Source organism: Schlesneria paludicola DSM 18645, from assembly GCF_000255655.1.
GTDB lineage: Bacteria > Planctomycetota > Planctomycetia > Planctomycetales > Planctomycetaceae > Schlesneria > Schlesneria paludicola.
On record NZ_JH636434.1, the window covers coordinates 1,966,351 to 1,987,048 of the forward strand.

The following is a 20,698-nucleotide window of genomic DNA, read 5'->3' on the forward strand; positions in this document are numbered from 1 at the left end:
CCGACGAAAGTCAAAGTGACAGTCGAATCCGACAGAGGCACGACGTGACGGACACGCTGTTCGGGTACGAGGTTCACTCATTTTTTTCCCGCACTGCTCAGCGACGGCTCGCGCGAGTCGCCCGAATTGCACATCGCACATTGTCCCCAAACGGCCTGGCAGAACAGCGATTTGAGACGACAGGCGTGACATGCATTGCACGAGTGTGCCTCAACGCCCCTTGTGCGTCAGGAAACGTCTTCGCCCACGCTTCCCAGGCGTTTCCGTTTACTTTTTCTTAAGCAATCAAAACCAACCTATCAATATTCGATTATTCGCATATTCTTTCGATTCACACGACTCGCAATGACGGGAACAAACCGTGTGATACGCATCGACCGGATGCAGCCGTGAACGAGCGCGGTGCAGTTCGAGTCCAGGTCTTTTCCTGTGGATAAGGAATTTTCAATGTCCTCCATTCCCCTGGAACCCCGCGACGTGCCGCAGAACGGCCTCGCTGGCCTCAAACACCTGCGATACGACCTGCTGTCAGGAATCGTCGTTTCGCTCGTGTCGCTTCCATTGTCATCTGGCATCGCGATCGCTTCTGGTGCGCCCCCCATCGTGGGACTGATTTCGGCGATCGTGGCGGGTTTCATCTTTCCGCTTGTCGGTGGAGCGTACGTCACAATTGCCGGGCCCGCCGCAGGACTCGCCCCGGCCGTCATGGCGATCATGATTTCCTTCGGTGGAGCTGGCGATGCCGAAACGGTCGGTGAAGGATATCGCTTTCTCCTTGTCGTGATCTTTATCGTCGGCTGCGTTCAAGTTGTCTTGAGCCTGCTGAAGCTTGCGCGTTTCGCCGCGATGATACCCGTCGCGGTGGTCGAAGGGATGCTCGCCGCGATCGGTTTGCTGATCATCGTCAAGCAGTTGCCGAAGTTCTTTGGATTCACGGGAAAGCCCCATGCCCACGAGTTCCTCGAGATCGTGGGAGAAATCCCGGTCTATGTCCGCGGAATGACCGTTCCTGTGTTTGCGATTGCGATCGTCTGTTTGATCCTGCTGTTCGTGCTGGATTCCTTCAAACGGTACCGCATCCTTCAGATTCTTCCGCCACAATTGCTCGCCGTCATTGTGGGGGCCATCCTAGGCCACTATGCAAATCTCGGAACAATCGACCCCGCCTTCCTGATCCGATTGCCCGAAAATCCCTTCCATGGAATTCACTCGCCTGACTTCAACGCATTACTTGCTCGACCTGATCTTTGGCAGGCCGCCCTTGTCGGCGTTGTCATGCTCACGATGATTGATGGCGTCGAATCCTTGGCCACCGCGATGGCCATCGATCGCATCGATCCGTTTCATCGAAAATCAGACTCCAATCGCGTACTTCTCGCCATGGGAATCTCGAACGTGGCGTCAAGCATGGTCGGTGGGCTCACGATTATTCCGGGCGGCGTGAAAAGCAAAGCCAATATTGCGGCAGGCGGTCGAACCCTCTGGGCCAACTTCACGAACTCGATCTGCTTGATGATCTATTTGCTGGTCGGAGCGGCATTGATCAACATGATCCCTCTCGGAGTTCTTGCCGCCGTCTTGATCTTCACCGGATGGAAGATGTGCGAGCCACTCGTCTGGAAGCACATTGCACAGATTGGCGGCGAACAGCTCGTAATTTACTCGTTCACCATCGCCGTCACATTGCTGATGGACCTCCTTTGGGGAATCGCGGCCGGTGTCGTGGCCAAATTGGTATTCAGTGTCCTGATGTGTCGACAATCCGTCGATGTCGACGGAGGCAATCGACCATCATTGGCGAAATGCCTTGCCGACTTTTTTCGGAACCCCGTGGACAGACGAGAACTGATCAATCACGTTTATCATATATACGTCAACAAACCCCTCGTTTGCTTCAACACAATGCAATTGGTTGATGAACTCGATGAAATCCCATCCGAGGCGACCGCCGTCGTTGTTCACCTTGATGCAGGCGTCAGGCTCATCGATCACACCTCCGCAGAGAATTTGCGACATTCGATCGTCGAGTATTCCCACTCGAATCTCCCGGTCGAGATTGTTGGACTCGATCGCCTCGATCAATTGTCTCGTCATGAAACGGGCCTTCGCGTGGCCGTGAATGGCGTAAGACGCCCATGAATATTGGTGTCAATCAAGTGACGAGAATCCCCCCCGGACCGGCGCTGAGCAATTCCTCTCACTCTCAGATCAAATCACCGGAGATCCGGCATGCACGACAAACTTCGGCTCTTTAAGGCCGGCATCTTTCAAGCGTTGGCCCATCCCACCCGAATTGCGATCGTCGAATTGCTTCGCGACAACGGGGAAGTCCCCGTGACCACGCTCTACGAAAAACTGGAGCTCGAACAAGCCAACGTTTCACAACACCTCAGCGTTCTTCGTTCGAAATTGATTGTGGCAGCCCGGAAGGAAGGCAATCAAGTTTTCTACTCGCTACGCGATCCTCTGCTCGGGCAAGTGCTGGACCTGATGCGTCAGTACTTCCACGTGCATCTCGAGGAATCTCTGAAACTGTTGGACGGAATACAAACAACGGATTTTCAGCCGACGAAAAAGTCAACCGGAACACGAAAACGCTAGGATGCGATCCGATTGGATTTGCGCACCACGACGGGACTTATGCCACAGTAATGTCGTCGCCGTGAAGTCATCGCGAAATGACAGCGAGGGCCCCGACAATTGCCGAACCACGTGAACATGATCGTCGAAGAAACCAACGGCCAATGGCGAGCGTGGTTCGACGATGTTCCTCAACTTGTCTTTGAGGGAAATCTTCCGCGCGAAGCCATATCCAAATTAAGCGCGTACTTCGGCATGGATTCCGCGTGCCGGACCGACCCCTTCGACGAACTCACCACCTCAGTTCCTCACCTCGAATTCCGAATCCCCGCCCTTCACCGACGTTGGTTGCCCGTTCGGATGAAATGCCGGCCGTGAAATGCGACGTGGCCCGTCTATCGCGACACAATCGCCGAACCGTCACCATCGCATCGAATTTCGTCACAATAAATGTGCCATCGCGAAATTCAATCGACTTGGCCGAGCGCAACTATGACGTGGTGTCTGGACAACGATGATGGCGACAGCGATAAAGGATGTCGAGGTGATTTCGTCACAATGTCCACATTCGATTCGAAGGACATTCGATGAGACGAAAGCGGTTCATTCTCGGTCTCATACAGGGAACGTGAAAATCGCCACATAACAACTGCCACGTCCAACCAAAGGTCATGCGCCATGAGCCTCGGTCCCCTGTTCATCATGTTCGCCGTGAATGCCGCGCTCGCCGATAAGTGGGAGCCACCAGAAAATCCTGACCCGCAATCAATTCTGACAGAGGCTCAGGCTGACGTACGCGACAAACGATACGAGATCGCATTAGATAAATTCGTCTGGTTCCATGAGCACGCGTTGGAGTTCCAGCCAGCAATGACCGGGGTTCGATTGTCGTTCGCTCTCGGCTACTGGTATGACCTCGGCCAAAAATATCCACCCGCACTCGACAAACTTGAGGATGCCCGGGATGTGGCCGCGAGGAAAGTCGCGGACGGAACAAACCTCGTTGCGTCGTTTCACGATTTTGCATCGATCAATCGCACCCTGGACGAGGAAACACTCACGCAGGAATTGTTTGAAGTGCTGGATTCTCAAAATGCCAAAGCCGCAAAAAAGGTCTTTGGTCTCGCGCAACCTGCCTTGGTCAGAGCCAAAGCCTATGCCTTGTGCGCCAAATACCTGGAACCGGAATCCGACTTTAAAAGAATGAAACTGATTTACAATCAGGGAAAGAAACTGGCGGACAACCCTCTGATCGGAAAACGACACCTCGACTTTGCCAATAGGAAATTCACAAACGAAGTGACAACTCTGGTGGCCCTGCTGGCCGCCAATGAGCGAAAGCCCGAAGCGGAAGAGATCGCCAAACAGGCACGCGAGGAATGGGATGACGACACCTTCCACAAAGACATTGAGAGTGCACTTGAAGGAAAAGTTCCTGATCCATGGCCCTGAAAACCAAGGACCAAACACGATTTGAATCTGTTGAACTCCATTTGCCGATCGGACACCTTGGTTCATGCCGAGATCTCGTTTATTTTGGGGCGTCGTGCTCCTGTGCGTAGGGGGTTGTGGAACACGTTCCGGAACAGATCGTCTCGCCACCGACGAGGATTCGCCTGAAGCACAGATGTCACTTCCGATACTTGCCGACACCGAGACCAAGCACTCTGTAGCGGCGATGGCACTACCAGAGAAACTGGGCGTGCATTATCTGCCCAATGCCTATCGCATCACGTCGAACATCATTTCCGGTGGTCTTCCCGAAGGGGACGTTGCCTTCCAAGAACTGCAAGAATTGGGCGTCAAAACGATTATCAGCGTCGATGGAATGCGACCTGACGTCGAGCTGGCGCAGAAGTATGGACAGCGGTATGTCCATCTCCCTCATGGATACGACGGCATCCCACCGCAACGCGCGCACGAACTGGCGAAGGCGATCACGGAACTTCCCGGGCCGATCTACATTCATTGCCATCATGGAAAGCACCGCAGCCCAACGGCGGCCGCAGTCGCTTGTATCGAAGCCGGCTTCATGCCAGCGTCGGTCGCAGAATCAATCCTCAAGGCTGCAGGAACCGGGCAAAATTATCGCGGACTTTGGGACTCAGCCCGACGGGCCACTCGACTGACGCCCGAGTTCATTGCTCAATTGAAAGTCGATTTCGTCGACGTTGCCTCTGTACCTCCGTTCGCTCAGGCGATGGTCGAGATGGAACACACATTCGATCGCCTGAAACAGACCGCGGCCCACGATTGGAGGGCATCCGCAAAGTCACCAGATCTCGCCCCCTCTCACGAAGCACTGATCTTGAAAGAACAGTTCGCAGAAATGCGACGATTGCCCGCACTTCAAACTTATCCGACGCACTTCCAGCAGTATCTCGAGAAGTCCGAACAGTTCACCCAAACTCTGGAAGACGCGTTACGCGACAACTCGCCGAGTCGAGCCAACGCCGCAATGGCCGCAATCACGACAACGTGCATCGCCTGCCATCATGAGTACCGAGATGCCCCGAGAGCCAACGAACCAAAATGAAAGAATCGAGGAAACGAATACGTCAAACGGCCCCGCCGTTTAATGCCCCCGAGATTCGCTCGTCACACTGTCAGGTCGAATGTGGTGAGGATACTCCCACTTCCCGACATGATCGCGAATCCATTCGAAATAGAACCGAATACCGCGGTCGTCGGGTCCCGTTCCATAGCCTCCCATCTCAAAATGAGGCCCTGTACCACTCGCACCGCCAATCGACTGCGCGTACGAACTATTCAACACGTAGCCCGCGTTGGGTGCCGCGTGATATCGAACAAGTTCTCGTCGTATCGCCTCAACCTGATCCGGTGTAAATATTCCTTCATTGCCGAACAGGTCCCGGCGCAGCGATTCGATGTTCAGCGCATATCCCTCAGCCGGAATCGGGTCTTCCTTCTGGATCAGATGTAGGTCCATCCCTTCGAAATCTTTCGACGAAGTCGAATGTGTCTCAGTTGTCACTCCGGCCTCGATTCCTGGTGCAATGGCATGGAACCATGCGGCGGCCCGCGCCTTTTTGAACGACCCATTTGGCTCGCGAAACGACTCCTGATAGATCCGGGTCGCATGGTCAAACTCGTACATCAAGTCAATCACGACGTTACGAATCTTCCGTGTTTCGAGGAGATGTGCCGTTTCTTCAATAGCTCGACGCATTGCCTGTTCGTCTTTCAACTCCTGGTCCTTGATCGGTGTGATGACGCCAATCAGCAGCACCATTCCCCGCCTGTCCGCCTCACGAGCCAGCCATTCCAGCCGGCGGGCGAACGCCGGTTCCAGTTCACCCGTCGCTCCAAAGGGATTCGCCCCGGCCTGGATATCCGGAAAGCCCCCGTGCGCGGCTTGCAGATACACCGACACGAGGTTGATGCCATGTTCATTGAAGTTGTCCAGGTTGCGCACCAATCGCTCGGTCAATGCCCGATCCCGCAGCGCATGAACGCAACGTAGTCCCCAAAGTCGGATCGGTTGCCCTCCTAGATACGCGCTGCCACCTTTGACCTCAAATTCTCGTGTCGCCATCGGAGGATCGGGAAACGGATCGACATCGGCCGCCGTGGCGGTTGCTCCGACCCATTGAAGACTCATCAACAGGATTGCAGCGCGGGTCGCGACGTTCGAATTCATGGTCGCTTCTCCGGTGCAATCGGCGTCGAAACCGTCAGGTCATCAAATAAGGAGCAGGCGTCGGACCTTGTCCACAGCCCGATTTTGCCGACATCCAGGAATGCCATGTCCTCGGCCTCGAGCAGTTTCGCTTCGTCGAGGTAGCCGACAATCTGCGTCCCGCACGTCGTAATCCGAATGGTGTGCCAGTCACTGTCACCGGGTACATCCGCATGATCCAGTTGAGTCAGCTTCCCGTTTTCGATCTTATAAAGCCTGAAATTGGGTCGACGCGGACTGTGTCGTGCGCTATGTGGGTTGTAGCGGACTAGGTAGTAGTTGTCTTTGTCCTTGGCCCGCCAGACCAGCCCGCCGCCGCGCTCGTTCTCGCCTCCGACAGATTTAATCCGGACGCTCAGATCGACGTCCCGATAACTGGATTGTTCGACCAGCGTCAGATTGAAGACCGAAAGACGATTTTCCGCCCGCTGCGCGAGTACCAGATTGCCATCGGCATTGACGACCTCCCATCGACCGACATCGTTGGTGAACCCCTCTGCTGCCTGCCCCGGTTCCTCTGTCTCAAAATTCCAACTCGCCTCTCGCGATGAAAAGGGAGACAACCCCACCAGCGACGCAACGAGGATCAATCGACCGAGACTACGAACAACCCGAGCGGCAGACGAAATGCGCCCACGGGATGCGAGCGCATTCCTCACGATGTCATTCAATTCTTTAATCCCTGTGGACTGATTGAAAATTCCGACGCCGGAACATGGTTTGGATACTCCCAACGACCGACATTGTCGCGAACCCACTCGTAGTAGAATTTGATCCCGCGATCGTTGGGGCCAGTCCCGTAGCCGCCCATTTCGCCATGGGGAGCAGTACCGCTGTAGTTTGTGATCCCCTGCAAATGCCCCGCGTGGAACATCAACACCGCATGCGGCGCATCAAGAAACTTTCGACAATTGGTGAAGATATTCTCCACGTTTGTCGCATTGAAAATACCATCGTTGTTGTAGTAGTCCTCTCGAATTGGCTCCGCATTGATCACGAACCCCTCTTGAGGAATGGCCATCCCTTTCTGAATGATTCGAATGTCCATCCCAGGGTACGTGTCACCGGTACCCGACTTCCAGTGCGGGCCGATTCCCGCTTCGATATCCGGAGCGATCGCCTTGAACCAACTGGTCATCATCGCCTTCTTCTTTTCGCCGTCGGGCTCCCGGACCAGCAACTTGTCGGCTCGCAACGGATGATTGAATTCGTCGCACAAGTTGACGAAGACGTTTCGCAGCTTACGTTCTTTCAAGAACTTGGCCGTCTCTTCGATCGCCGTCCGCATATCGTCTTCGTCATGAAAGTCCTGATCTTTCCGCGGGGCCAGAACACCGATCATCACGACCATGCCTCGCTTGTCGGCCTCGCGGACGAACCATTCGATTCGTTTCGCCACCTCGGGCAGAATCTTTCCGTGTCGCGTGAATCCGTTCAGCCCCGCGTCGCCATCGGGATGCCCCGCATTCACACTCTGGATGAACGCCCCGACCAGATTGATGCCATGGGCATTCATGTTGTCGAAGTTGCGAATGAAACGCTCGGTGACGGCATCGCTGAAAAATGCGTTCCCGCATCGCAATCCCCACAAATCGACCTCATGCCCACCAAGAAATGCCCGCCGATTTCGAATCTCGAACTCCTTCGTCTCGGCAACGGGCTCTGTCGGCTTCGGTACGACAAATGTCCCTTGTGCTGCGAAGTCATCGAAATCGGACTGTGCGTCGGCTTTTGTCCAAATCCCCAGTCGACCGTATCCACGAATCGAATCGTCTTGTGCCTCAAGCGGAAACTGATCATCGAGCGTACAACGAATCGAGTTTCCTTTCATCGAGACCTTGATCACGTGCCAATTGCTGTCGCCGGGCGCCTTGACGCTCGCCAGTTGAAATCGCTTGCCGTCGACGACCTTGTAGAGCCGAAAAGAATCTTCGAGCGGATTATAGCGCGACAGATAGTACGTCTGGGCGTTTTTCAGCCGCCAGACGATACCTCCCCCCTGATCGACGACACCTTTGTCCGCCTTCACCCGAACGCTCGCTTCGACGTCGGAATACAGAATATCCGTACGAATCACGAGATTGAACACAGAATCGGCGCTCCGCGCCGTCTGACGTAACGTCCGATTCTTCCCCTCTGACGCAACCTTCCATTCACCGACAGCCGAGACATAGCTGACCGGCAAATTCCCGGCGGTGTCGTTTTCGAAATCCCACTTCCGAATTCCGCCAGGCCCATCGTCAGCGCGGGCCATCCCCATGACAAGAGCTCCAACAATCATCATGGCCAGTACGTCGCGCATCCCTGTCTCCGGTTCAAGATGTCTTACGAATTTTGCATTCTTCTATTCGGGTCGCAGTCATTCGCCAATGTCGACGGAAATGGATCAGCCGTCAGATCACCACATCAGACACACCCTCGGCAAATCGTATTCTCGAGTGACGTCCCAACTGCAAGCGTATCCGGCCCGCGACAGACTCCTCAAATGATCGGCACAAACAAGAGTCATTTCGTCTTTTATCAGTCACAATCCCAGGAATCAACTGAACACGCCGCGATCCACTCGGCCCCACGTTGCAATCCATTGAAACCACAGGGACCGGCTCCGCGCCAATTCGAAAAAGCCACGACATCGTAAAGATCCCGGTACTTTTCTGACTGTCTACAGGAGAGGGCAAGTCCAACGCGGTCGACGGAGCTCTCCGAGACGATTCGTCTGCCAAGCGGCATTCGTTTGTTTATGGATTCATCGAATCTGCATCATCGCCCGAATGAATACATCTCATTGTATTGATATCAACGTTGCCCACCGACATCATCACGCAAGCAGGTCGACAATCGGCATCGTTAGTAGGCGAGCCGCGGCGGCGCAGGCGTGCTTTTCGACACTCAAACGGAACGTCGCCGAAAAAAAGAACAGGATGACTCGAGCCGACACTAGTAGTTCGAGTTGGCAGCGATATTATGATCCGCGTCGTACGCTTTAGATATTACCTGTGTACGCCATTTTTTCCGTACTTGCCCATGACTCGCAGTCAACTTGAAATCAACGAACAGCGAGCGATGCGTCACGGGCCCGAGGTCGTTCCCAGTAGACCCCATCAGTTCCCGTTTGAAACAAAGTCATACCTGGCCACAATCCCTGGATGGAGACCAGTCTCATGCGTCGAATTCCGTTGCTCTCGATGGTATCCACGCTCGCAATCGGAGGGCTACTTGGCTATGCCGCAGCCCTCACCGATCTTCGCAGCCCGGCCCAGGCCGCGCCGTCCGTCGCTTCCAGCACTGCTCCCGTCATCGATGCGGCCATCCCCCCCGACGCCACCGCATCGATTCCAGTCCCCGCGGGTCTCGATCAGCCGAGGGCATCATGTTGTTCGACGGGCCTCAGCAATCAGGACCAATTGGCTCTGGCCAGCCACAATCAACTTGTTGCAGCGTCTCTGACTCAAGCAGGCAAGAAGCCGAACATCCTGGTCATTTGGGGCGATGATATCGGGATCACCAACATCAGTGCCTATAGCGATGGCCTGATGGGCTATCGCACACCGAATATCGATCGGATCGGGTCCGAGGGAGTCCGTTTCCTGCACTATTATGGCGAACAAAGTTGTACCGCCGGTCGTGCCGCGTTTCTGACGGGCCAGCACGGGATTCGCACCGGACTCACGAAGGTCGGTTTTCCGGGCGCACCAATGGGCATGAGCCAACTCGATCCTTCAATTGGCGGGCTGCTCAAGAACCTTGGATATGCGACCGGCCAGTTTGGCAAGAACCACGTCGGCGACCGTAACGAGTCACTGCCCACCGTCAATGGTTTCGACGAGTTCTTCGGCAACCTGTACCACTTGAACGCCGAAGAAGAACCAGAACTTCCCGACTACCCTAAAGATCCTGCATATCGCGCCCAGTTCGGTCCGCGCGGAGTTCTCAAGTGCAAAGCCAGCGATAAGGACGACCCGACAGTCGACCCCCGTTTTGGCAAAATCGGCAAACAAACCATCGAAGATACGGGCGCTCTTACGAAGAAGCGAATGGAAACCATCGACGATGAAACGTCCGCCGCCGCCATCGACTACATGCAGCGACAGCACAAAGCGAGCAAACCCTTCTTCTGCTGGTTCAACGCAACACGCATGCATCTACGGACCCACGTTCGTGCCGAACACCGTGGCCGCTACAAGCACGGCGATAGCGAGTACATCGACGGCATGATCGAGCATGACGAAACGGTTGGATCGCTGCTCAAATCACTGGATGATCTGGGGATCGCCAACAACACTATCGTCGTTTACTCCACCGACAACGGTCCCCACATGAACTCGTGGCCCGATGGCGCGATGACTCACTTCCGTTCCGAAAAGAACACGAACTGGGAAGGCGCATTTCGCGTGCCATGTCTTGTTCGCTGGCCGGGTGTGATCAAGCCGGGCACGGTCACCAATGAACTGATGAGCCACAATGATTGGGTTCCCACATTCTGTTCCATCGCGGGCGAACCTGACATCGTCGCGAAATGTGCGAAGGGCTATACCGCCAACGGCATCAAGTACAAAGTCCATCTCGACGGATTCGACCAGTCGGCCTTGCTCAAGACTGTTAGCGGCCCCGCAGGCGGCGATTCCCCAGCAAAGAGTGCGCGTGACAAATTCTTCTACGCCGATGACGACGGATTGCTCGTGGCCATTCGCCAGGGCGACTACAAATACGTCTTCGCCGAGCAACGTCTGGCGGGCACGCTGGGAGTGTGGGCCGAACCATTTACCAAGCTTCGACTGCAGAAGATCTTCAATATCTACCAAGACCCCTTCGAACGTGCAGACTTTACGTCCAATACCTATTGGGACTGGAATCTGAATCACATCGGGAATGTCTATGGAACGATGCAAGAAGTCTTTAAGTTCATCGAAACGTTCAAAGAGTTTCCGCCGCGTTCATTCCCACCCAGCTTCGTTCCGGCAACGCTGATGGAACAAACTCTGGAAGCCATCAAGGAATCCAGACGCAGGGCGGCCGAAGGGGCCAAGTAGACACGCGGACAACGTTCAAAACGCGTCACTGTGTGTTCATTTGATCGGTCTGAGGTCAGGTTCTCCTCGTTCCCAAAGCACCGCTTAGGAACGCTTCGCATTTCCCGATGTGGTGTGCAATGGGATCTCAGACCGTTCTCCCGTTTGGCAGAATACAAGATCGCAAGAGGCGTTCCTAAGCAGAGCGTGGGAACGAGGAAGATGGTGAACAAGCAATGTGTTTCCGCAATTTTTCTGCAATCGCCTGTTTGGCGCTGATGATCTCCGCCCCGGTTTGTGCGGACGATCCCCTTGCATCGTGGAACGACGGCACGAGCAAGACTTCCATTCTGCAGTTCGTCGCCAAAGTGACGAAAGAGGGCTCACCCGAGTACGTTCCCCCCGCGGAACGAATCGCCGTTTTCGACAACGACGGGACGCTCTGGTGCGAGCAACCGATCTATGTTCAGTTGGCCTTCAGCATCGACCGGATCAGGGTCTTGGCCGCAAGTCACCCGGACTGGAAGGAAAAGCAGCCATTCAAAGGAATCCTGCAGGGAAACCTCATTGGCGCACTGGCGAGTGGCGAAACCGCGATCGGGGAACTTATCGAGGCAACTCACACCGGCATGACAACCGATGAATTCCACACCACCGTTCTGGAATGGCTGAAGACCGCGCGGCATCCGAAATTCAATCGCCCCTATACGGAATTGGTATATCAACCAATGCTCGAACTTTTGGGGTTTCTACGAGCAAATGGCTTCAAGACGTACATCGTCTCGGGCGGTGGAGTGGAATTCATGCGGGCTTGGGCCGAGACTGTCTATGGCATTCCACCCGAACAAATCATTGGCAGCAGCGGCAAGCTGAAATACGAGATCCGCGACGGCAAACCGATACTGATCAAGTTGCCGGAACTTGACCATTTGGACGAGGGCCCCGGCAAGCCTGTCGGCATTCAGAAGTTCATTGGCCGTCGTCCGCTCGCGGCATTCGGCAACTCGGATGGCGACTTTCAAATGCTGGAATGGACAACTGCCGGTGCAGGAACACGACTGGGCTTGATCGTCCATCACACCGACGCCGAACGCGAATGGGCATACGATCGGGTAAGCCACATTGGCAAGCTCGACAAAGGCCTTAATGAAGCAAGCACACATGGATGGATTGTCGTCGACATGAAACGCGATTGGAAAACCATCTTTCGCGATTAACGGCAACGCACAAATGTGACCAGGCCTGGACAACTGGAGGCGGTCGTTTCTTGAGGAGTGACATTTCGCCTACGATGGAAATCACGGACGACTCGCTCCGTACAGACTGAAAATCGTGATGACATCATGAATTCCAACAGGCCTGTCATTCGTCATTTCGATCTGCCGCGAACGAAACTTCGCCAGATGCTGATTCGCCGCGATTGTCGAAGCAACGTCTAATTCACGAAGGATATCACTCGTGTTCTGGCTCGCTTTCATGCTAATGACCGGATCACCCATCGACGTGGGTGACCAGAAACAACTCTTCATTGATCGCCAATTCCTGGCCGAGAGTGATCGGATTGAACTGCGGACCAATCCCGCCCAGAAGATCGGAATGATCCTCGCTCAAGACGGCAAGCCCGTGCATGGCCATATCAGCCGCGTCATCGATGACCAGGGCACGGTGCGGTTGTACCTCGGTGCCGACAGCGTCGATGTCTGGGAAAGCACTGACGCAATTCAGTTTCATCGAACCGACACGCATATTGGGGGCGGAGGATTTACCACCCTGTTCCTCGACCCGCATGACCCTGACAAGGAACGCCGCTACAAGCGGTTTCATCTCGAATTCTCGCCTCCCTTCGATCCGCAGAAGCACGGTGTCTACGCCAGCTATTCGCCGGACGGAGTCAATTTCACCAAGGTTGGAATGGTTCTTCCGTTCTTTACGGACAATCCGGCGATCGTGCAGTGGGACCAGCAGCGCGGGAAGTATGTCATCTTCACCCGAGCATTCGATTACACCTCCGAGAACCAGCGACGCATCGGACGAATCGAGACCGATGATCCACTCAAGCCCTGGCCTTACCGGAAATCAAACAACGATCGCATGTTCCTTGGGATCGACAACGTCGACGTTGTCCTTTCGGCCGACCAGGAAGACGACCCACATTCCGACATTTACTACAACGCGGCCATGATCTACCCATGGGCGGCCAACGCACAGTTCATGTTCACCTCGCAGTTTCGTCATTTTTCCCCCCAGCGAAACCCCTTCGTCCGCTTGCCATCCTCGGGCCAGTGGGAAGACTTTGGCATGCTCGAGGTGCAACTGGCAGTCAGTCGCGATGGAATCAAGTGGAATCGTCCCACCCGTGATCAATATCTTCCGACAGGACTGGCCGATGAATGGGACCGCTGGTACTGCGTGATGGCCCCTGGGATCATCCGTCGCGGGAACTACCTTTATCAATATTATTACTCAAGCGGTCGACTGCACGACTCGGCCAATTTGAGAAGTGAGTACGTCGACTCGGCAAAACAGGTGGGTGGAATCGGTATCGTGCGACAACGGCTCGATGGATTCGTCTCGGCCGATGCCGACCACCGTGGTGGGGCGTTTCGAACCCCGCCGATTTTGTTCCGAGGCAACAGCCTGCGATTCAACATCGATACCGGAGCGATGGGAACCGCATTCGTCGAGCTTCAGGACGATCAGGGTCAGCCGATCCCGGGGTTCACGCTTGCCGATTGCGAAGAGATCGGGGGCAACTTCATCGACCAGCGCGTCTACTGGAAAGGAAAGACAGATGTTTCCGCACTCGCAGGCAAGCCGATTCGGCTCCACCTAAAACTGAAACGGGCCAAACTCTACGCGTTTCAATTCACTCAAGAATAGTTCATGCATTCCGATCCAATGGCGACTTCGTTTGAACAGCACGGGCCGTTGTTCAAATCTTGCAACCGGCTTTAAAACAACTCTACGATTTCGCTGAAGGTCTTCAAGCACTCGCTTTACTGTTGGAGTCAACATCATGTTCCGAACACATTCTGTGTTATTTTTCGTGAGTCTGGCAGCCTGTCAGACAATCATTGCCGCCGATTCCGACGATAAGAAACTTCAGGCGTCGATCGCCGAGAGCGCCAAGAAATATGAGACGTTGTACGCCGCCCGAGATGCCCATGGATTGGCAGGTCTGTTCACCGTCGAAGCGGAACTGATCGATTCCACAGGCACCATTTTTCACGGCCGCGAATCGATCGAAGCAGAATACAAGTCCACCTTCGCGAATGAACCTGAAGGAAAAATCTCCATCGAACTGGTCTCGATTCGTCCCGTCGCCGTGGGGCTCGTGGTCGAAGACGGGGTCGTCACCTTCACACCGAGTGAAAAAAAAGCAGGCCCCGTTGAGCGAACGCGATACACGGCAACACACGTCAAGCAAGCAGATGGAACATGGCTGCTTGCCAGTGTGCGGGAGCTCGAGCAGGATCGCGCGACACCGCATGAGCGACTTCAGGCCATGGCCTGGTTGATCGGGGAATGGCACGAGGAAGTTGATGGGACCTCCATTGCGACCAAGTGGAACTGGTCCAAAGACCACAATTTTCTCGTCAGCGAATTTACGGTCGTCGAATCGCGTGAAAAGAAGTGGCACGGATCGAATCGGCTGGGATGGGATGCCGAACGGAAGCAATTTCGATCCTGGATCTTTGACTCATCCGGCGGCTTCGGGGAAGGTTTCTGGAACGAAGACGATGGGGGTGGCTGGTCCGTCAACCTTTCTGCAATCGATGCGGACGGAGTTCGCTCCTCATCGAAGATTCAGTATACGTCGGACGGCGCCAACGCAATTCGTGTGACTCAGCAAGATCGCGTCCGTGCCGGAATCAGCCTGCCCGGTTCGTCGCATCGGATTGTTCGACAACCTCCGACTCCCGCCGGGGCCTCCACGAAATAGTGATCGACCACTTCGGGCATTCCAAGGTTTACATACAACGACTTCGCGCTGAGGACAACGCATTATGAAACGATCAACTTGGCATAGCATCCTCGTCGTCTGGCTGACCATGACATTCGCGGCCGGCCCCGCATGGGCTCGTGGATTTGGTGGTGGAGGATTTCGCGGTGGGGGTGGATTCGGTGGGGGTGGGGGATTTCGTGGTGGGGGCGGGGGATCTTTCGGCGGCGGTGGCAACTTTGGCGGTGGCAACTTTGGCGGTGGCAACTTTGGCGGTGGCGGCTTCCATGGAGGAGGAGGCAACTTTTCCGGAGGCGGTCTCTCAGGCGGTGGATTCTCCGGTGGTGGCTTTCACCCCTCCTCATCGTTTCCTGGAGGCGGAGGTATGAATCGACCCGCCGGAAACTTCGGCGGGGGCGGTGGGATCGGCGACCGCCCCAACATCGTGCATCAGCCCAACTTCAATGGCGGAGGCTTCGGCATCGGAACGCGGCCTGAAATTGGCAATGGCCGCTTCTCAGACGGTGGACTGAATCCCGGTTCACGCCCTGGCCTGTCTGGAGGAGGAGAGGGACGACCGGGAAACCTTTCGGGAGTCACGAACCGTTTTCCAGGTGCAGGAGCAAACACGGGGTCACTTCCAGGACTGGGCCCCGCGCGACCAGGCGCCGGTGGTGCGGGCGAGCGATTTCCGGGAATGCGTCCGGGACAAGGCGGTGCAGGAGAACGCAACCCAGGGATGCGCCCCGGTCAAGGTGGCGCGGGCGAGCAACGCGGTCTGGGCAATCGAGGGTCGATCTCGGACCGACATCAGGACCTCGAAAATCGCTTCAACGACATGAATCAACATTGGAACGATTCCGGCTGGCACCACCAGCAATGGAACGGTCCCAATGGGGGCGAGATCAATCATGTTGGGTTCTGGGGACCTAACGGCTATTGGGGGCATACTGGCGCCTGGGGTCCGAACGGCGGATACTGGGGACATAGCGGCCATGTTGGACCGAACGGAGCCTGGGGCCATTCGGGATACTTTGGCCCGGCCGGCCACTGGTCGCGAAATTGGGGTGGTTGGTACAACGGCTATGGCCCGGCCTGGGGCAATGGTCGCTGGAACTACCTCTGGAACACCTATCCCGTCGCGATGGCTTTTGGAGCGACGATGTGGGGCCTGAACACCATCAATTACCTGTTTGGCGTCAGCGGGTATGTCAACCCGTACTATGCATCAGGAGACGATGGCAGCGCAGGCTTCGCATACGATCAACCCATCGTGGGTGACCCTTCGTATGACACGCAAAGCGGGGCGCAAGAGGCCTCGTCAACCGATTCCACCACGATCACCCCTGCCGATCCGTTGACGCAGACTTTTGACACAGCACGGCAAGCGTTCTACGACCAGAAATTCGACGACGCGCTGAATCTCACCAATCAGGCACTACAACAAGCCCCCAAAGATGCCGCGATGAACGAGTTCCGCAGTCTCTGCCTGTTCGCACTTGGGAAGTACCACGATGCTGCCGCAACAATTCACGCCGTGCTGGCCGCTGGTCCAGGGTGGGATTGGACGACGCTCGTCAGTCTTTACGCCAATCCTGAGACCTACACCGAACAGATGCGCAAGCTGGAAGCTGTGGTACTCGCCAATCAGTCCGCAGCCGATGCGCGCTTTCTGCTCGGATACCACTACCTGACATGTGGGCACGCCGATGCCGCCGTGAAAATGTGGAAGAGTGTGGTGAAACTGCAGCCAAACGACGCGCTCGCGGCACAGCTTGTCCAAATGTATGCCCCCGAATCGACTGACGACACGACCACGACAGCGGCCAGTCCACAACCCAACTTCGACAAGCCAGCCTATCCACTCGACAAACTTCAGGGGAACTGGAAGGCCAAAGGAGCTGGTGGTGACTTCACGCTGACTCTCGGAACCGATGACAAATTCAATTGGCAGTTCACCCAAAACGGGACAGCGCAATCGATGACCGGAGCTTACGCAATTCGAGGAACCAGTCTGGTCATGGAACCCGATTCAGGAGGGACCATGCTCGCCGACATCGCACTCAAAGATGACGGACGCCTTTCATTCTCGCCAATTGGAGATGGACAAAAACTGACGTTTGCACGCTAGGCCTCAGCAGGTGCGGTCCATGATCGGCCTCCGCCCCGAAGTGGGGCGTGCCACGAAACCAGCACGGTTCGCAACGGGAATCGACAGAAACTTCTTTCATTCCCGCTGTTGAATGGTCGATCGCGATTTCGTTCAGACTGGTGGTGCAGGGAAGTGATCCCGGCGCCACCAGTCTTGCGCTGTAAAAGAAGGGCCGCTCCATGCACACTCACCGTTTTTTTCTGTCCCAAGCCATGTCGCGTGAACTACGATTTGTCTGTTTCGCCGCCCTCACCGGATTTTGCAAGATGGTCGCAGCCGCCGAGGGAACCAAAATCCCGCTCACATTCTCCGAGGGATACGACACAGACGCCAAGGATCGCGGGCGTCCCGTCGTCTTGATTGCGGCTGCTCTCGGCGTCACGCCAGACGTATTCCGCGAGGCATTCAGTGGTGTGACCCCCGCGCGCGATGGCAGGCCCTCCGGAGCGGAAGCCCGCGCCAATAAAGAAGCTCTGATGAAGGTGCTCAAGCCACACGGCATCACGAACGAACGCCTCGACGAAGTCTCGGACTACTACCGCTATCAGCCTCAGAAAGGCGGACTCTGGAAACAGGTTCCCGCCAAGGGGCATGTGATCGTCGAAGACGGAAAGGTCAAACAGATCGTCATCACCGAACCGGGCTCCGGTTACTCCACGGCTCCCAAAGTCGCGGCGAAAGGATTGGAGAAAGTTGCGTTCAAGGTCACTCTGAAATTTGACAAGGACCTCAAACAGAATGGAGCGATCAAGGCCGTCGAGTTGGCAATGCCGGAAAAGACAAAGCCGAAAAAATGACCTTCGAGCGACACGCAACCCTATTGATTGTGTTGAGATTGTGAGCCCTGCTGGCCCTTCCGCCAACAATGACGGCCGGATGCCGCTGCATCTCTGAAAAACGATGTTTCCGTTTTGATCCGCAATGTCACCGGGACAAACCCGTCAGAGCTCACGCCTAATAGGCTGTTCGTCACAACGGATAGAGTAATCTTGTTGGAGCGAGGCAACCGTGAAGCCCATGGCGTCACGACGCAAGACATACCTACCGGAATCCAGCACGCGGCACGATCCAAGAACCTCACCACCTCGGAATGAGATCCGACTGGGGCTCGGCCGCAAGCAGCATCTGTTTTTCATTGAAGAACGTGTCATGAAGTCGCGCTCTCGATCGATCGGCTGCCAAAGTCTCGCCATCGCCATCGCACTTGCAAGCGGGTGTCTACTGACATCCCGAACGGCAACAGCCGAACTCGATTGGCATTCGTCTCGAACGTGGGTCTTCGCCGTCGGCGTTCTTGAATGGCAGAATCCTGACGTCTGGCGCGGCATGGCGAATGCGCAGCCCAATCGTCGCGATGTCGAACTGGTGCGACATTTCCGCCAGTCGGGAATCCCAGCCGATCAGATCATTTACTTGCAGGACAAACACGCAACCCGCCATCGCATTCAGCACGAACTGACAACACTGCTGGGGCGAACGCGTCCCGATGACGTGCTGATGTTCTACTTCACGGGTCACGGATTCCGTGATCGCACGAATCATAAGGTTCACTTTGCGAACTATGACGCCATTGATGGGCCCAGCGCATGGCCGGTGCGATCCGTCTTCGATACGCTCGAAGCGAAGTTCCGGGGCGGGCGAGTCGTCTTGATGGCCGACTGCTGCTACTCAGGAGGATTGGTCGACGAAGCCCGCTTGCGACAAACCAGTCTAGGTTACGCCTGCCTCTGCTCGTCATACTCGCACAACTCGTCAACCGGCCGTTGGACCTTTACCGATTCGCTGTTGTCCGGACTGCGTGGTCACCCGACAGTCGATTTGAATGTTGACGGCGAAATCGACGTCGGTGAACTCGGCCAATTCAGCGAACTTCAGATGGCGTTTGTTGAACGCCAGAAATCGGTCTACGAATGCAATCGAGAATTTGCATCGCATTGGAGAATCGCGAAACCAACCGGCCCACGGGCCAATCGGCAGGGTGACCGGGTCGAAGCCGAATGGAAAGGAAAATGGTATCGCGCGGAAATCCTGGAAGTCGCGAGTGATCGCAGCAAAGTTCACTACGTCGGCTTCGCCGACTCTTGGGACGAATGGGTCGGATCCGAACGATTGCGCCCATTTCAACCCAAACATCTGGATGCCGGCACGGCCGTGGACGTCTTATGGGCCAAAGACCAGAAATGGTATCCGGCCAAAGTCCTACGCAGCTGGTATGGCTTGACGTTCATTCATTACGAAGGCTTCTCGGAGGAATGGGACGAGTGGGTGAACTTCGACATGATTCGCATGCCGAAGCAATAGTCCTTTCGCCGCCATATGACGCCAGTTATCTACGAGGCCGAGATCCGGCCGCATTAGTGATGCTGACCAGCTCACGCCAGTTCGCTTCGATAGTATTCGATCGTTTTGGCAAGCCCCGTGCGAAGATCAACCGTCGGCGACCAGCCCAGGATCGATTTCGCCTTGGTAATATCGGGACAGCGCTGCTTTGGGTCGTCAGTCGGAAGAGGAACATGCTTGATCGTCGATTTCGATTCAGGGATTGCGCGCAGCACCTCTTGGGCGAGTTCCAGCATCGAATACTCACCGGGGTTTCCGACGTTGATCGGTCCAATCGTCTGGTCCTGATCCATCAACAGCATCATCCCTCGAATCAGGTCGTCGCAGTAGCAGAATGATCGAGTCTGGGTCCCATCACCATAGATCGTGAGCGGCTCACCGCGCAGGGCCTGCATGATGAAATTGGAAATCACGCGCCCGTCGTTGGGGTCCATGCGCGGGCCATACGTGTTGAAGATCCGAATGATGCGAACCTGCAGTTGGTGTTCCTGGTGGTAGTTCACGCACAAGGATTCGGCAACGCGTTTGCCCTCGTCATAGCAACTGCGTGGACCGATTGGGTTCACGTTTCCCCAATACTCTTCGCTCTGCGGATGCACCGTCGGATCGCCGTAGACTTCCGACGTCGAACAATGCAGGATTCGCGCTTTGCAACGCTTCGCCAAACCGAGCAGGTTCACCACCCCGACGGTCGATGTCTTGATCGTCTTGATGGGATTAAATTGATAGGCCACCGGCGAGGCCGGACAGGCCAGGTTATAGACCTGATCGATCTCAAGCACGATCGGTTCCACAATGTCATGACGAAGCAGTTCAAACCGTGGATTGCCAATCAAATGCAGAATATTCTGCTTCCGGCCGGTGAAGAAGTTGTCCAGGCAAATGACATTGTCGCCCCGTTCGAGTAGCCGATCGCAAAGATGACTACCAAGAAATCCGGCTCCGCCCGTCACAAGAATTGATCGCACAGAATT

General features: G+C 55.5%; 15 protein-coding genes. 11 read left to right on the forward strand and 4 right to left on the reverse strand.

The features are described 5' to 3' along the window. The first annotated feature begins 447 nt into the window (after positions 1–447). From OSO_RS42875 to OSO_RS47715, 4 genes are all read left to right on the forward strand, one after another. On the forward strand, positions 448–2,139 hold the full coding sequence (locus OSO_RS42875; protein ID WP_010583191.1) for a SulP family inorganic anion transporter: 1,692 nt from the start codon (positions 448–450) through the stop codon (positions 2,137–2,139). 90 nt (positions 2,140–2,229) lie between these two features. Then, a complete protein-coding gene (locus tag OSO_RS0109660) occupies positions 2,230–2,601 on the forward strand; it encodes an ArsR/SmtB family transcription factor (protein WP_010583192.1) in 372 nt (123 codons plus the stop codon). A gap of 657 nt (positions 2,602–3,258) precedes the next feature. After that, complete coding sequence (locus OSO_RS0109675; protein ID WP_010583194.1) at positions 3,259–4,032, forward strand: hypothetical protein; 774 nt, start codon at positions 3,259–3,261, stop codon at positions 4,030–4,032. A 175-nt stretch (positions 4,033–4,207) separates the two neighbouring features. Continuing rightward, positions 4,208–5,116: a protein-tyrosine phosphatase family protein gene (locus tag OSO_RS47715; RefSeq protein ID WP_010583195.1), complete on the forward strand. Its 909-nt coding sequence runs from the start codon at positions 4,208–4,210 to the stop codon at positions 5,114–5,116. A gap of 39 nt (positions 5,117–5,155) precedes the next feature. On the opposite strand, the gene OSO_RS51575 is transcribed toward OSO_RS47715, so the two are convergent. The 3 genes from OSO_RS51575 to OSO_RS47730 are packed head-to-tail and all read right to left on the reverse strand — an operon-like array spanning position 5,156 to position 8,582. Continuing rightward, positions 5,156–6,241 carry a hypothetical protein gene (locus OSO_RS51575; protein ID WP_010583196.1) on the reverse strand — a complete coding sequence of 362 codons (1,086 nt, stop codon included), beginning with the start codon at positions 6,239–6,241 and terminating at the stop codon, positions 5,156–5,158. Further along, the gene (locus OSO_RS0109690; protein WP_040592162.1) at positions 6,238–6,939 is read right to left on the reverse strand and encodes a hypothetical protein; all 702 of its coding nucleotides are present in this window, start codon (positions 6,937–6,939) and stop codon (positions 6,238–6,240) included. The genes OSO_RS51575 and OSO_RS0109690 overlap by 4 nt, the downstream gene beginning before the upstream one ends. A gap of 8 nt (positions 6,940–6,947) precedes the next feature. After that, the gene (locus tag OSO_RS47730) at positions 6,948–8,582 is read right to left on the reverse strand and encodes a hypothetical protein (RefSeq protein WP_010583198.1); all 1,635 of its coding nucleotides are present in this window, start codon (positions 8,580–8,582) and stop codon (positions 6,948–6,950) included. A gap of 859 nt (positions 8,583–9,441) precedes the next feature. On the opposite strand from OSO_RS47730, the gene OSO_RS0109725 reads away from it, so the two are divergent. The 7 genes from OSO_RS0109725 (at position 9,442) to OSO_RS0109770 (ending at position 19,685) form a co-directional block, all read left to right on the forward strand. After that, positions 9,442–11,310, forward strand: a complete 1,869-nt coding sequence (locus OSO_RS0109725) for an arylsulfatase (RefSeq protein ID WP_010583200.1) — start codon at positions 9,442–9,444, stop codon at positions 11,308–11,310. A gap of 215 nt (positions 11,311–11,525) precedes the next feature. Further along, positions 11,526–12,506 (forward strand): HAD family hydrolase, encoded by a 981-nt coding sequence (locus tag OSO_RS0109730; protein WP_010583201.1) that lies wholly within the window; start codon positions 11,526–11,528, stop codon positions 12,504–12,506. A 241-nt stretch (positions 12,507–12,747) separates the two neighbouring features. Next, positions 12,748–14,169 carry a hypothetical protein gene (locus OSO_RS0109740; protein ID WP_202799927.1) on the forward strand — a complete coding sequence of 474 codons (1,422 nt, stop codon included), beginning with the start codon at positions 12,748–12,750 and terminating at the stop codon, positions 14,167–14,169. 136 nt (positions 14,170–14,305) lie between these two features. Further along, positions 14,306–15,232, forward strand: a complete 927-nt coding sequence (locus OSO_RS0109745; RefSeq protein ID WP_010583203.1) for a YybH family protein — start codon at positions 14,306–14,308, stop codon at positions 15,230–15,232. Positions 15,233–15,296: 64 nt separating this feature from the next. Further along, a complete protein-coding gene (locus OSO_RS0109755) occupies positions 15,297–17,363 on the forward strand; it encodes a tetratricopeptide repeat protein (protein WP_157605123.1) in 2,067 nt (688 codons plus the stop codon). A 200-nt stretch (positions 17,364–17,563) separates the two neighbouring features. Further along, on the forward strand, positions 17,564–18,181 hold the full coding sequence (locus tag OSO_RS0109765; protein WP_010583206.1) for a hypothetical protein: 618 nt from the start codon (positions 17,564–17,566) through the stop codon (positions 18,179–18,181). Positions 18,182–18,533: 352 nt separating this feature from the next. Beyond that, positions 18,534–19,685 carry a Tudor-knot domain-containing protein gene (locus OSO_RS0109770; RefSeq protein WP_162130526.1) on the forward strand — a complete coding sequence of 384 codons (1,152 nt, stop codon included), beginning with the start codon at positions 18,534–18,536 and terminating at the stop codon, positions 19,683–19,685. 71 nt (positions 19,686–19,756) lie between these two features. Here the strand turns inward: OSO_RS0109770 and OSO_RS0109775 are convergent, their stop codons facing one another. Next, positions 19,757–20,692 (reverse strand): UDP-glucuronic acid decarboxylase family protein, encoded by a 936-nt coding sequence (locus OSO_RS0109775; RefSeq protein WP_010583208.1) that lies wholly within the window; start codon positions 20,690–20,692, stop codon positions 19,757–19,759. Positions 20,693–20,698 lie beyond the last annotated feature (6 nt).

Bases quoted from the DNA above. Each gene is read 5' to 3' on its own strand.
- OSO_RS51575 (WP_010583196.1), bottom strand. From the start codon at position 6,241: ATGAATTCGAACGTCGCGACCCGCGCTGCAATCCTGTTGATGAGTCTT.
- OSO_RS47730 (WP_010583198.1), bottom strand. From the start codon at position 8,582: ATGCGCGACGTACTGGCCATGATGATTGTTGGAGCTCTTGTCATGGGG.
- OSO_RS0109660 (WP_010583192.1), top strand. From the start codon at position 2,230: ATGCACGACAAACTTCGGCTCTTTAAGGCCGGCATCTTTCAAGCGTTG.
- OSO_RS47715 (WP_010583195.1), top strand. From the start codon at position 4,208: ATGTCACTTCCGATACTTGCCGACACCGAGACCAAGCACTCTGTAGCG.
- OSO_RS0109725 (WP_010583200.1), top strand. From the start codon at position 9,442: ATGCGTCGAATTCCGTTGCTCTCGATGGTATCCACGCTCGCAATCGGA.
- OSO_RS0109765 (WP_010583206.1), top strand. From the start codon at position 17,564: ATGCACACTCACCGTTTTTTTCTGTCCCAAGCCATGTCGCGTGAACTA.
- OSO_RS42875 (WP_010583191.1), top strand. From the start codon at position 448: ATGTCCTCCATTCCCCTGGAACCCCGCGACGTGCCGCAGAACGGCCTC.
- OSO_RS0109745 (WP_010583203.1), top strand. From the start codon at position 14,306: ATGTTCCGAACACATTCTGTGTTATTTTTCGTGAGTCTGGCAGCCTGT.
- OSO_RS0109755 (WP_157605123.1), top strand. From the start codon at position 15,297: ATGAAACGATCAACTTGGCATAGCATCCTCGTCGTCTGGCTGACCATG.
- OSO_RS0109675 (WP_010583194.1), top strand. From the start codon at position 3,259: ATGAGCCTCGGTCCCCTGTTCATCATGTTCGCCGTGAATGCCGCGCTC.
- OSO_RS0109770 (WP_162130526.1), top strand. From the start codon at position 18,534: ATGAAGTCGCGCTCTCGATCGATCGGCTGCCAAAGTCTCGCCATCGCC.
- OSO_RS0109730 (WP_010583201.1), top strand. From the start codon at position 11,526: ATGTGTTTCCGCAATTTTTCTGCAATCGCCTGTTTGGCGCTGATGATC.